General features: G+C 67.7%; 13 protein-coding genes. 11 read left to right on the top strand and 2 right to left on the bottom strand.

Annotated elements, in window-relative coordinates; all coding sequences use genetic code 11:
- The first annotated feature begins 67 nt into the window (after positions 1-67).
- From QC765_RS06560 to QC765_RS06545, 4 genes are all read left to right on the top strand, one after another.
- Positions 68-1,657, top strand: a complete 1,590-nt coding sequence (locus QC765_RS06560) for an AMP-binding protein (protein WP_278313617.1) — start codon at positions 68-70, stop codon at positions 1,655-1,657.
- A gap of 108 nt (positions 1,658-1,765) precedes the next feature.
- Positions 1,766-2,512 carry a phosphoglyceromutase gene (locus QC765_RS06555; RefSeq protein WP_278313616.1) on the top strand — a complete coding sequence of 249 codons (747 nt, stop codon included), beginning with the start codon at positions 1,766-1,768 and terminating at the stop codon, positions 2,510-2,512.
- 180 nt (positions 2,513-2,692) lie between these two features.
- Positions 2,693-3,895, top strand: a complete 1,203-nt coding sequence (locus QC765_RS06550; protein WP_278313615.1) for a sensor histidine kinase — start codon at positions 2,693-2,695, stop codon at positions 3,893-3,895.
- A complete protein-coding gene (locus QC765_RS06545; RefSeq protein ID WP_192038382.1) occupies positions 3,892-4,578 on the top strand; it encodes a response regulator in 687 nt (228 codons plus the stop codon). The genes QC765_RS06550 and QC765_RS06545 overlap by 4 nt, the downstream gene beginning before the upstream one ends.
- Positions 4,579-4,603: 25 nt before the next feature.
- On the opposite strand, the gene QC765_RS06540 is transcribed toward QC765_RS06545, so the two are convergent.
- Positions 4,604-5,440 carry a DUF3109 family protein gene (locus tag QC765_RS06540; protein ID WP_278313614.1) on the bottom strand — a complete coding sequence of 279 codons (837 nt, stop codon included), beginning with the start codon at positions 5,438-5,440 and terminating at the stop codon, positions 4,604-4,606.
- A 33-nt stretch (positions 5,441-5,473) separates the two neighbouring features.
- Between QC765_RS06540 and QC765_RS06535 the strand changes: the two genes are divergently transcribed.
- From QC765_RS06535 to QC765_RS06505, 7 genes are all read left to right on the top strand, one after another.
- Complete coding sequence (locus QC765_RS06535) at positions 5,474-6,421, top strand: Ppx/GppA family phosphatase (protein WP_278313613.1); 948 nt, start codon at positions 5,474-5,476, stop codon at positions 6,419-6,421.
- Positions 6,418-7,317: a sugar phosphate isomerase/epimerase family protein gene (locus tag QC765_RS06530; RefSeq protein WP_373876695.1), complete on the top strand. Its 900-nt coding sequence runs from the start codon at positions 6,418-6,420 to the stop codon at positions 7,315-7,317. Before QC765_RS06535 ends, QC765_RS06530 begins: the two co-directional genes overlap by 4 nt.
- Before the next feature lie 45 nt (positions 7,318-7,362).
- Positions 7,363-8,199, top strand: a complete 837-nt coding sequence (gene proC, locus QC765_RS06525; protein WP_278313612.1) for a pyrroline-5-carboxylate reductase — start codon at positions 7,363-7,365, stop codon at positions 8,197-8,199.
- 233 nt (positions 8,200-8,432) lie between these two features.
- The gene (locus QC765_RS06520) at positions 8,433-8,618 is read left to right on the top strand and encodes a helix-turn-helix domain-containing protein (RefSeq protein WP_278313660.1); all 186 of its coding nucleotides are present in this window, start codon (positions 8,433-8,435) and stop codon (positions 8,616-8,618) included.
- 226 nt (positions 8,619-8,844) lie between these two features.
- Positions 8,845-8,946, top strand: coding sequence for a 30S ribosomal protein bS22 (locus QC765_RS06515; RefSeq protein ID WP_003402602.1), 102 nt, complete (start codon positions 8,845-8,847; stop codon positions 8,944-8,946).
- A gap of 180 nt (positions 8,947-9,126) precedes the next feature.
- Positions 9,127-10,284 (top strand): NAD-dependent epimerase/dehydratase family protein, encoded by a 1,158-nt coding sequence (locus tag QC765_RS06510; RefSeq protein ID WP_373876694.1) that lies wholly within the window; start codon positions 9,127-9,129, stop codon positions 10,282-10,284.
- A gap of 20 nt (positions 10,285-10,304) precedes the next feature.
- Positions 10,305-11,423 carry a lysophospholipid acyltransferase family protein gene (locus QC765_RS06505; protein ID WP_278313611.1) on the top strand — a complete coding sequence of 373 codons (1,119 nt, stop codon included), beginning with the start codon at positions 10,305-10,307 and terminating at the stop codon, positions 11,421-11,423.
- A 56-nt stretch (positions 11,424-11,479) separates the two neighbouring features.
- On the opposite strand, the gene QC765_RS06500 is transcribed toward QC765_RS06505, so the two are convergent.
- Positions 11,480-12,391: an HAD family hydrolase gene (locus QC765_RS06500; RefSeq protein WP_278313658.1), complete on the bottom strand. Its 912-nt coding sequence runs from the start codon at positions 12,389-12,391 to the stop codon at positions 11,480-11,482.
- Between the last annotated feature and the right edge of the window lie 104 nt (positions 12,392-12,495).

The raw sequence follows: 12,495 nt of genomic DNA, 5'->3' as shown, positions 1-12,495 counted from the left end.
TAGCGCTCCTGCCGCAAGGCGCCCGGTGATACCGTGATGCCGATCACCGTCTAGCGACAGGAGCATCATGAGCTTCCGCAGTCCCTTCCCTGACGTCGAGATCCCCGATACCGGAATCTACGATTTCTTGTTCGGCAGCATCACGGACGCGGAGCTCGAGATCCCCGCGTTCATCGACGGGCCATCCGGCCAGGTCACCACGTATGGCCAGCTGATCGCCCACATCAATGGCGTGGCGGGTGCGCTCGCGGCCCGAGGCGTGAAGCCCGGCGATGTCGTGGCCCTGCACTCGCCCAACGTGCCCGCGTTCGGTGCGGTGTTCCATGGCATCCTGCGCGCTGGCGCCACCGCGACGACGATCAATGCCCTCTACACCGGTGACGACATCGCCAAGCAGCTCAACGACTCGGGCGCGGTATTCCTGTTCACGGTCTCGCCGCTGCTCGAGCAGGCGCGCGCGGGCGCGGAGCAGGCGGGGCTCGATGCGTCGCGCGTCGTGGTGCTCGATGGCGCCGAGGGCTTCGCGTCGCTGCGCGATCTGCTTGGCGAGCTCGCCCCGGCGCCGCGGGTGGAGATCGATCCGGCCGAGCATCTCGCGGTGCTGCCGTACTCCTCGGGCACTACGGGCCGCCCGAAGGGCGTGATGCTGACCCACCGCAACCTCGTGGCAAACGTGTCGCAGGCGAGCGGGCTGCTCGGCGAGGGGCCGCAGCGCAGCCTTGCGGTACTGCCGTTCTTCCACATCTATGGCATGACGGTGCTGCTGAACCTCGCGCTGCGCAATCGCTCCACGCTGGTGACGATGCCTCGGTTCGATCTCGCTGAGTTCCTGCGGATCACCTCGGAGAACAAGTGCACCCAGATCTTCATCGCTCCGCCGATCGCCGTGGCGCTCGCCAAGCATCCCGCAGTGGACGACGTGGACCTGTCGAGCGTGGAGCTGGTCTTCTCGGGAGCGGCGCCGCTGGATGCGAACCTGGGTCATGCCGTGGCCAAGCGGCTGGGCTGCATCGTCCGCCAGGGCTACGGGATGAGCGAGATGAGCCCGGTGAGTCATCTGATCCCGCTCGACCGTGATGACGTGCCACTGGACTCGGTGGGCTTCACGGTTCCGAACATGGAGTGCAAGCTCGTTGACCCGGAGAGCGGGGACGAGATCCCGGTTCCCGCGGAAGGCACGAGCGAGCCCGGCGAACTGTGGTGCAAGGGGCCCAACATCATGAAGGGCTATCTCGGCAACGACGAGGCCACCGCGGAGACCATCATGGACGATGGCTTCATGCGCACCGGTGATATGGCGACGGTGAGCGCGGACGGCGTCGTCACGATCGTCGATCGGCTCAAGGAGCTCATCAAGTACAAGGGCTACCAGGTGCCGCCCGCCGAGCTCGAGGCGCTGCTGCTCAGCCATCCGCAGATCGCCGATGCCGCCGTGATCGGTGTGATCGATGCGGAGGGCGAGGAAGTGCCGAAGGCGTATGTCGTGGCGCAGGAGGGCGCGGAGCTCACCGCTGATGCCGTGATGGAGTTCGTCGCGGAGAAGGTCTCCCCGTACAAGAAGGTGCGCGCGGTGGAGTTCATCGACGCCGTGCCGAAGTCGGCCGCGGGGAAGATCCTCCGCAAGGACCTGCGCGCGCGGGAGTCCGCCGCCAGCTAGTGAGCCAGGCAGCCCGGCGGTCGCGGGGGAGTGGTCGCGAGCGGTTCGCGTGCCGCGAAGTTCCATGACCCCGCGACCCGGGCCGGAGCGCCGTGCAAGGATGAGGGAATGAGTATCGGAACCCTCGTGCTGCTGCGCCACGGCGAGAGCGAATGGAACGCGCTGAACCTGTTCACCGGCTGGGTGGACGTCCACCTCACCGAGAAGGGGATGGGCGAGGCCAAGCGGGCCGGCGAGCTCCTTGTCGAGCATGGCGTGCTCCCGGATGTCCTCTATACCTCGTTGCTGCGGCGCGCGATCACTACGGCGAACGTCGCGCTCGATGCCGCGGACCGGCACTGGATCCCGGTGCACCGGGACTGGCGGCTCAACGAGCGCCACTATGGCGCCCTGCAGGGCAAGAACAAGGCCCAGGTGAAGGCCGAGTATGGCGAGGACCAGTTCATGGAGTGGCGGCGCAGCTACGACACGCCGCCCCCGCCCATCGAGGTGGGCAGCGAGTACAGCCAGGACCAGGATCCGCGGTACGCGGAGCTCGACGATGCCCCGCTCACCGAGTGCCTCCAGCATGTGGTGACGCGGCTCGTGCCGTACTGGGAGTCCACCATCGCGGCCGAGCTGCGGGCGGGCAAGACTGTGCTGGTAGCGGCGCACGGCAACTCGCTGCGGGCCCTGGTCAAGCACCTTGATGGCGTCTCCGACACCGAGATCGCCCAGCTGAACATCCCCACCGGCATCCCGCTGGTGTACCGGTTCGATGGCGATGACCTCTCGCCGGCCAACGCGGGCGGCACCTACCTCGATCCCGAGGCCGCTGCCGCGGGCGCCGCGGCGGTAGCAGCCCAAGGCAAGTAGTTCCAGGGGTCCAGGGCGGTGTGGCGCCGCTGGCACTCACGGCACCACACCGCCCCCGGGCGCGAGCAACATTGCGCGAGCGTGAACAGGAAAGGAATTTCGACCGCGTCGATTGTGACGTGCGTTGAAATGGCTCCACGATATTAGGGTGTTTGTTCATTCCTCCGTACCATTCGAAACGTGACGATCCTCCAGGCTGTGCTGCTCGCGCTCTGCGCCGCGGGCATTGGTGGAATTGCCGGATCACTGGTCAACGCCCGGCTGCAGCGCCGCGCCGCCGCGAACCCGCACGAGCCCGAGACGCTCACGGTCTCCCAGGTCCTCGACCTCGTGGTCTCCTCCTCGCCGATCGGGATCGCCGTGGTTGATTCCCAGCAGCGCGTGGTGCTGTCCAACGTGCGGGTTGAGGAGCTCGGGGTGGTGCGCAACCATTTGCTTGATGATCGCGCCTGGGCCGCGGTGCAGCAGGTCATCGCTACCGGGGACAGCGTCGATTTTGATATGTCCGCCAAGGCCCGGCCCCTCGCGCGCCGTGCCGTGGCGGTGCGCGGCCGGGCCCACCTGCTTCATGCTGCCGAGCCGCGCATCGCGGTGGTCTACGCGGAGGACGACTCCGAGCAGGTCCGCATGGAGGCCACCCGGCGTGACTTCGTCGCCAACGTCAGCCACGAGCTCAAGACACCGGTGGGAGCGATCAGCCTCCTCGCCGAGGCGCTGCTCGAGTCCGCTGACGATCCCGAATCGGTGCATCATTTCGGCGAACGCATGCTGCACGAGTCCAACCGGCTCGGCAGCATGGTCAGCGAACTGATCGCGCTCTCGCGATTGCAGGGCGCCGAGAAGCTCCCGGATCTCGAGGTCGTGGATGTCGACGAGATCGTCAAGGAAGCCCTGGAGCGGGCCGCGGTGTCCGCGGAGGCGGCCGACATCACCATCACCACCGACTTCCCGAGCGGGCTCGAGGTCCTCGGCGATCGCACCCTGCTGGTGACAGCACTGTCGAACCTGCTGTCCAATGCCATCTCGTACTCGCCGTCCAATACGCCGGTGACGATCAGCCGGAACATGCGCGACGGCAATGTCGAGATCAGCGTGACCGACCGGGGGATCGGCATAGCGCCGGAATACCACGAGCGGGTGTTCGAGCGATTTTTCCGGGTGGACAAGGCCCGCTCGCGGGCGACCGGGGGCACCGGGCTCGGGCTCGCTATCGTCAAGCATGTCGCGGCCAATCACAACGGCTCGATCCGCATGTGGAGCCGTCCCGGAACCGGATCGACCTTCACCCTGGTGCTGCCTGCCTACGTCGAGTCCGATGAGGAAACCGAACCGCTTGCTGCTGGGAAAGCCCCAGTGGATCTCAGAGAGGAAACACGCCGGTGACAAGAGTGCTGATCGTGGAGGACGAGGAATCGCTGGCCGATCCGCTCGCGTTCCTGCTCCGGAAGGAAGGGTTCGAGGTCACGATCGCCACGGACGGTCCTGCCGCGCTGGACACCTTCGATGATGACGGGGCGGACATCGTCCTGCTCGACATCATGCTGCCCGGCATGAGCGGCACCGAGGTGTGCAAGCAGCTGAGGTCGCGCTCGGCGGTGCCGGTGATCATGGTGACCGCGCGCGATAGCGAGATCGACAAGGTCGTGGGCCTCGAGATCGGCGCCGACGACTACGTCACCAAGCCCTACTCGTCGCGCGAGCTGATCGCCCGCATCCGCGCGGTCCTGCGCCGTGGCGCTGAGCCAGAGGCCGAGCTGGCATCCGACACCGTGCTCGAGGCCGGGCCGGTGCGCATGGACGTCGAGCGGCACATCGTGCAGGTCAGCGGCGACACCATCACACTGCCGCTCAAGGAGTTCGACCTCCTCGAGTACTTGCTCCGCAATAGTGGCCGGGTGCTCACCCGTGGCCAGCTCATCGATCGGGTCTGGGGCGCCGACTACGTCGGCGATACGAAGACGCTCGATGTGCACGTCAAGCGGTTGCGGTCGAAGATCGAGCAGGATCCCGCGAAGCCGCGCCACCTCGTCACCGTGCGCGGCCTCGGCTACAAGCTCGAGCCCTAGCGCGCCGCGCGGCCAGCGCCGTCGCTCAGCTGCCCCCTGCCGCCTCGGCGCGGGCGGTGGCGGGATGCACGGCGATCAGCCCGAGGCCCTCCCGGCGGCGGCACATCACCGCGAGGGCGTCGTACGCCTCATTACCGATGAGTGCCCGCAGCTCGGCGGACATGGATCGCCAGACGGCCTCGGTGCCGATATGGGCATCAGGCGATGAGGTGCACCACCAGGTCAGGTCAGCTCCGCCGGGGCCCCAGCCACGCCGGTCGTACTCGGTGATCGTGGTGCGCAGGATCTGCTCTCCATCGGGCCGCTCCACCCACTCCTGCGTGCGCCGGATGGGAAGCTGCCAGCACACGTCCGGCTTGACGGCCACGAGTTCCTCGCCGGTGCGCACCGCCATGTGGTGCAGCGCGCAGCCCACGCCACCGCGGAATCCTGGCCTATTGAGGAAGATGCAGGCGCCATCATGCCGACGGGTGCGCAGCGCCTCCTCCCCGTCGAGCTCATCGAGCTCGTAGATGTCGAGCTCGCCGGAGGCTGGATGGTGCGCCTCGGCCATCAGTTCCCAATCGTTCTCGGTCAGTCGGCTCGCCGCGGCGGCCACGCGGTCCCGGTCCTCGTCGTCGGCGAGGAACGCGCCGTGGCTGCAGCAGCCATCATTGCCGCGTCCCTCGATGATCCCCTGGCAGCTCGGGGTGCCGAAGACGCACGTCCAGCGCGACAACAGCCAGGTGAGGTCCGCGGCGATGACATGCTCGGGATCGCCGGGATCAGTGAGCTCGATCCATTCGCGCGGGAAATCGGGCTCGACCTCCTCGGCGGGCAGGATGGGCGCGGCGTCGTGGGCCGAAGTGTTGGGCTGGTGCACAAGGCTCGACGGTAGCGGTCTAACGTGGAGGATGTGCGCCTAGGGGTCCTCGATGTCGGAAGCAACACGGTTCATCTGCTGATGGTGGATGCACACCGGGGTGGTCACCCAACCCCGATGAGCTCCACCAAGGCTGCCCTGCGCCTCGCCGAGCAGATCGACAAGAACGGCGATCTGACGAGGAAGTGCGCGGACAGCCTGGTGGAGACGATCGCTGAGTTCTCCGGGATCGCGCGATCCTCGGGCTGCGAGGAGATGATGGCGTTCGCCACCTCGGCGGTGCGCGACGCGGGCAACTCCGATGCCGTGCTCGCGCGCGTGCTCGAGGAGACCGGCGTGACGCTGGAGGTGCTGCCCGGCGAGGACGAGGCGCGACTGACTTTCCTCGCGGTTCGCCGCTGGTACGGCTGGAGCGCTGGCCGGATCCTCAACCTCGATATCGGTGGCGGTTCCCTGGAGATCTGCAGCGGCATCGATGAGGACCCGGACGTGGCGCTCTCGCTGCAGCTCGGAGCTGGCAGGCTGACGCGGGAGTGGATGCCGGAGGACCCGCCGGACCGGCGCCGGATCTCTGTCCTGCGGGACTGGCTCGACGCCGAGCTCGCTGATGCCGCCAAGCAGGTCAAGGAGTCGGGCAAGGCTGACCTCGCGGTCGCGACGTCGAAGACCTTCCGGTCGCTGGCCCGGCTCACCGGTGCCGCGCCCTCCTCGGCCGGACCACGGGTGCGGCGTACCCTCACCGCGACGGGCCTGCGGCAGATCATCGCGTTCATCTCCCGCATGACCGCCTCGGACCGGGCGGAGCTCGAGGGCGTGAGCTCGGACCGGGCATCGCAGATCGTCGCGGGCGCGCTGGTCGCCGAGGCCAGCATGCGAGCACTCGGGGTGGAGAGCGTGGACATCTGTCCGTGGGCGCTGCGGGAGGGGCTCATCCTGCGCAAGCTCGACACCGATCTCGGCCATGGAGCGAAAGGCGAGTGAGAACTGTGAGTAGTCGGCACAAGGTCCGGGTCGGTCTGTCCACTGCCTCGGTGTATCCGCAGAACACCGAGGCGGGGTTCCGCTACGCGGCCGAGACCGGCTATGACGGTGTCGAGGTGATGGTGTGGATGGAGGCCTCCAGCCAGGATATGTCCGCCCTGGCCTCGCTCTCCCGCAAGTACAGCGTCCCGATCCTGTCGGTGCACGCGCCGTGCTTGCTGATCTCCCAGCGCGTGTGGGGCACTGATCCGGTGGCCAAGCTGGACCGCTCCGCGCAGCTCGCCTCGGATCTCGGTGCGGAGACCGTCGTGGTGCACCCGCCGTTCCGCTGGCAGCGTCGCTACGCCGAGGGCTTCGCCGAGCAGACCTGGAACCTGGAGCGCACCACGGGGGTGAACCTCGCGGTCGAGAACATGTTCCCGATGCGCGCGGACCGCTTGTTCGGCCGCAAGGAGCGCTCCGCTGCCCGCATGCGTGACCGCGGCGGCCCGGGCCGGGGGCTCACGGCGTTCGCGCCGTCCTTCGATCCCACGGACATCGAGCATCTCCACTACACGCTCGATCTCTCGCACACAGCTACAGCCGGAACCGACGCGATGGCCCTCGCGGGCCGCATGGGGGAGCGGCTGGCGCATATCCACCTCGCGGACGGCCGGGGAGCCTCCATCGATGAGCACCTGCTGCCGGGGCATGGCAACCAGCCGTGCGCGGAGCTGTGCCAGCAGCTCGCCGCGCAGCGCTTTGCCGGTCAGGTGATCCTGGAGATCTCGACGAAGCACGCGCGCACCGTTCCGGAGCGGTCGCTGCTGCTCACCGAGGCATTGCAGTTCGCGCGCAAGCACCTCGACCCGGCGGCCGAGCCAGCCGTGCAGGAACAGCCCTCGGGGAACCGATGACCGGGGTGCTCGCATCGGTCGGCTGATCGTGGCACGCTACTCGCTATGACGAGCATTGCAGTACTGGGCGGTGGCCGGATCGGTGAGGCTTTCCTCGCGGGGTCCCTGGCGTCGGGGACCGAGCCTCGCGATGTCGTGGTGTCCGAGAAGTCGAAAGAGCGGGCGAATGAGCTCAGCCGACGGTATGGCGTGCGCTCGATGTCCGTGCGCGACGCGGGCGAGTCGGCCGAGACGCTGGTGATCGCCGTCAAGCCTGGCGACGCCGCGGCGGTTCTCGCCGATCTCGTGGAGGTGATCGAGGTCAGCGAGACGGACAAGCTCGTCGTTTCGCTCGCGGCCGGGCTGACGACGGAATGGTTCGAATCGCAGCTCCCCGCCGGAACAGCCGTGGTGCGGGTGATGCCCAACACGCCGATGCTGGTCAACAAGGGCATGTGCGTGGTCGCGGGTGGTCGCTACGCCACCGAGGAGCACTTGTCGGCCGTGGCGGCGATGCTCGAGTCGGTCGGCCGGGTCCAGGTGATGCCGGAGTCGTCGATGGATGCCGTCACCGCGGTATCAGGATCCGGCCCCGCGTACTTCTTCCTCATGGTCGAGGCAATGGTCGATTCGGCGGTGACGATGGGCCTGCCGCGGGCCGCCGCGCTCGAGCTCGTGGTGCAGACGATGGTGGGAGCGGGGGAAATGCTGGTCGCGGAGGAGAAGAACACCGGCTCGTTGCCGCTGTCGGTGGCCTCGGACCTGCGCTACGCGGTGACTTCTCCCGGCGGCACGACGGCCGCCGCGCTCGCGGAGCTCGAGCGGCAGGGGTTCCGGGGCGCGGTGCTGCAAGCGCTCGGGGCCGCGCGCGCACGCTCGGAGCAGCTCGGGGACCGCAACTGAGGCCTGGCTGGCAGCGGGGCAGGATGCTGCGGGTCCGATTTGTGCCCTATTTGGGCCCACACGTCGCATCAGACACACGTGTCCCGGTAAGCTCGGGGGGACACGCGCGTGTCAACACTGCCGGAGGGGAAGCCGGTGGCGCGCAGCGTGCCGGAGGTGAAACCAGTATGACCACAGATTTGCCACCCGCGGGGGCCGCGGGACAAGGGCGTGACGAGAACGTGACCCAATCGATGTTTGGCTCGACGCAGTTCCTCACCGTTGCCGAGGTCGCCACGCTCATGCGTGTCTCCAAGATGACGGTGTACCGGCTCGTGCATAGCGGCGAGCTGCCAGCTGTGCGGGTAGGGCGGTCCTTCCGGGTCCACGCCAAGACCGTCCACGACTACTTGCAGACCGCATACTTCGACGTGAGCTGATCGGTCCGGCGGGCGGGGAATCGCCCCAGGACCCGCTCGGTTACCAGGTCGCGGTGGATCACCGGTAATATGGTCCTTCGGCGCGTCGGCCGTCGTGCGATCAATGCCGGGTGTTGTGCAGCTGGTGCTTATCCGGCTTCCCGCCCGCGTCCTGGTCGGCAGGTGGCGTGATGCGTGCCAAGGCCTGTCCAGAGAATTTGTCAAGCAGAACTTAAGGGGCACCCATATGGGCTCAGTGATCAAGAAGCGGCGCAAGCGCATGTCGAAGAAGAAGCACCGGAAGCTTCTTCGTCGCACCCGGGTGCAGCGCAGAAAACTTGGCAAGTAGCGGGGGCTAGACCGTTTCCCTCGAGACGGTCTATTATCTCCGCAAGCTGATCGATGCCCAACGTGCCCGCCACGATCATGACGTGGCGGGCACGGGTTTTTTCCGCATCGATCCGGACATGATGCGGTCGCGGTCCCGCAGCAGCATTGTTGGCATCCTCGATCGCGCACTAGGGTAGGAATGGTGAGCACGAAAGTGGAGGAGCAGCAGGTCGTGACGGAGAACCGTGACGATGGGTCCCCCACGGATGCCGTCGGGAGCAGCGAGCCCGGTCGCGACAGCGCCGGGACCAAGCCATCCGATGCACCGCGTGTCGTCCTGGTCACCGGCGCCAGCAGGTTCCTTGGCGGATTCCTCACCGCGCGGCTCGCGCAGAACCCTGACATCGAGCGGGTCATCGCGGTCGATGCGGTACCGCCATCCAAGGACATGCGCCGCCGGATGGGTCGCGCCGATTTCGTCCGGGCGGACATCCGCAACCCGCTGATCGCCAAGGTCGTGCGCAACGCCGAGGTCGATACCGTCGTTCATCTGTCCATGTCCTCGCACCCCGCCAGTAGCGGTGGCCGCGCAGCGACCAAGGAGATGAACGTCATTGGCGCGATGCAACTGCTCGCCGCCTGCCAGAAGTCCGACCACGTGCAGCGCGTGATCCTCAAGTCCTCCTGGTCCATCTATGGCTCGAGCGCCAAGGATCCGGCGATGTTCACCGAGGAGATGAGCGCCCGCAAGCCGCCCAAGGGCGGGTTCGCGCGGGACTGCCTCGACGTCGAGGGCTATACCCGGTCGCTCGGGCGCCGCCGCCCCGATATCGCCACGACGATCCTCCGGCTCGCGCCGATCATCGGCCCCAGGCTCGAGACCGATCTGACCAGCTACCTGCTGCAGCCGATCGTGCCCACGATCCTCGGGCGCGATCCGCGCCTGCAGATGATCCACGAGGAGGATGCGCTCGCTTCGTTCGAGCGCGCCACGGTCGCTGGTGCCCAGGGCACCTACAACATCGCCGCGGACGGCGTCATCGCCCTGTCGCAGGCCATCCGGCGCGCCGGGGGCGTGCAGGCGCCGCTCGTGCCCCCGATGTTCCCCCTCGTCTCCGGTCTCCAGAAGCGGCTAGGCATGCATGACTATGCGGGCGACCAGCGGGACTACCTGGTATTCGGCTGCGGGCTCGACACCATGCGGATGCGCGAGAAGCTCGGGTTCCATCCACGATGGACCACAATGCAGGCATTCGACGATTTCCTCCGCAGCCGGAAATCGTCCCGGATCATCGATCCGGAGTCCGTCCGCCGGCTTGAATCGAAGGTTGTCGCCGCGGCAGCGCGGTGGGCATGACGCAAAGGGAGAGCACAGGCATGGCCAAGGTGATTCCACTCCACGGTGACGCGTTCCAGCGCCGATCCGCCGGGTCTGCCGCGACGCAGGACGTCTCCGACAATGACCTCATCCAGCATCACCCCCCGGTGCCGTCCGGGGACGGCGACACGTCGGCAGGGCAGGACGAGACGACCGGCGCCGACCTCACCGCGGAAGAGTTCGAGGACCAGCGCTCCCCGGGCGAGCCCGGCGGGGAGGCCGCGGATACCGGCCACTTCGCCCTGCCGATCCCGATCCCGCTCGGTGGTGTCCGGAACAAGATCGCGATGCAGGTCTCGGATACCGCCGCGTTCCTGCGCCGACGCATCACCGGCGACTACGAGATCGATGAGTTCGGCTACGACGAGCATCTCAACGACAACGTCCTGCTGCCGCTGCTTCGCCCCATGTACGACAAGTGGTTCCGGGTCGATGTCACCGGCATTCACAACCTCCCCGAGCGGGGCGCCGCGCTCATCGTCGCCAACCACGCCGGCGTGGTGCCCATCGACGGGCTGATGACCTCGGTAGCGGTGCACGATCGCACCCCTGGCCATCGCCCCATGCGGATGCTCGCCGCCGATCTGGTGTTCGATATGCCAGGGGTCTCCACGGTCGCGCGCAAGGCGGGGCACACGCTTGCCTGCAACCCCGACGCTGAGCGGCTGCTGCGCAACGGCGAGCTCACCGCGGTGTTCCCCGAGGGGTTCAAGGGCGTCGGCAAGCCGTACTCCGATCGCTACAAGCTGCAGCGGTTCGGGCGTGGCGGGTTCGTGTCCGCCGCGCTGCGGACGGGCGCGCCGATCATCCCGTGCTCCATCGTGGGCTCCGAGGAGATCTACCCGAAGATCGGCGACTTCAAGGCGCTCGCGCGGCTTCTTGGCCTGCCTTATTTCCCGATCACTCCGCTTTTCCCGCTGCTTGGCCCGGTCGGCATGATCCCGCTGCCCACCAAGTGGCACATCGTGTTCGGCGAGCCCATCGACACCTCGGAGTATGACGCCGCTGCCGCCGAGGATCCGATGGTCGTCTTCGACCTCACCGACCAGGTGCGCGAGACCATCCAGCAGACCCTCTACCGGGTGCTCGCCAACCGGCGAAACATCTTCCTCGGATAGCTCTACAGCGCTGTCAACGGCCTCGGCCAGTGGCTGCCCAGGGCCAGAGCCCAGCGTCAGGGCTCGGCGCGGCGGCTCGCGATCGCGGCGACCGTGCCGCCGAGCGCGCCGAGCGCGAGCGCGGTCGGGATCCCGACCTTCGCTGCCTTGCGGCCCGTTCGGAAGTCGCGGATCTCCCAGCTCCGGTCCCGGGCCACCACGCGCAGGTCCGAGTCCGGGTTGATCGCGACGGCGGTGCCCACCGCAGTGAGCATGGGCAGGTCGTTGAAGCTATCCGAGTAGGCCGTGCAGCGGCGCAGGTTCAGCCCCTCGCGCGCAGCGAGGCCACGGATCGCGTGCGCCTTGCCGCGGCCGTGCAGCAGGTCTCCGACGAGACGGCCGGTGAACTTGCCGTCCTTGCTCTCGAGCACGGTGCCGAGCGCCCCGGTCAGGCCGAGCCTCTTGGCGATCACCTGGGCGAGCTCCACGGGTGTGGCGGTGACCAGCCAGACCTGCTGCCCGGCGTCGAGGTGCATCTGCGCGAGCGCGCGGGTGCCGGGCCAGATCTTGTCAGCGATCAGCTCGTCATAGATCTCCTCGCCGAGCTGGGTGAACTCGGCGGTCGAGCGGCCCGCGATGAAGGACAGGGCCTTCTCCTTGCCGCTTGCCACGTCCCGGCTGTTCTCCTTGCCGGTGATCCGGAACTTCAGCTGGGTCCAGCCGGCGCCGGCCATATCGCGCACCGAGATGTAGTCACGGGCAGCGAGCCCGCGGATGAAGTGGATCGAGGAAGCGCCGGCGACCATCGTGTTGTCGACGTCGAAGAACGCAGCTGCAGTGAGGTCGCGGGGGACCGCGCGGTCGCGGGCATCCTGGGCTGCCTCGTAGAGCGCGTGGGCCATCTCCGCGCTGGCCTCGCCCGCGATGTTGAGGCGCTTCTCGGCGATGCTCATGCCGAATGGCCGGTGCGCCTCCCAACGGCTCCGCATCCAATCCGAGCCAGTGCTGAAGAACCCTGTACGGTCCGGCACGTCCCAACCTCCCGATTCGCAGCCTCTGTCCAACACACTAGACGTCTCCACGTTGCCACACA

Origin of the sequence: Hoyosella levis (genome assembly GCF_026008515.1) — a bacterium.
Classification (GTDB): Bacteria; Actinomycetota; Actinomycetes; order Mycobacteriales; family Mycobacteriaceae; genus Lolliginicoccus; species Lolliginicoccus levis.
The sequence above is the reverse complement of the archived record's forward strand: the minus strand, read 5'-3'. Positions and strand labels throughout refer to the sequence as shown.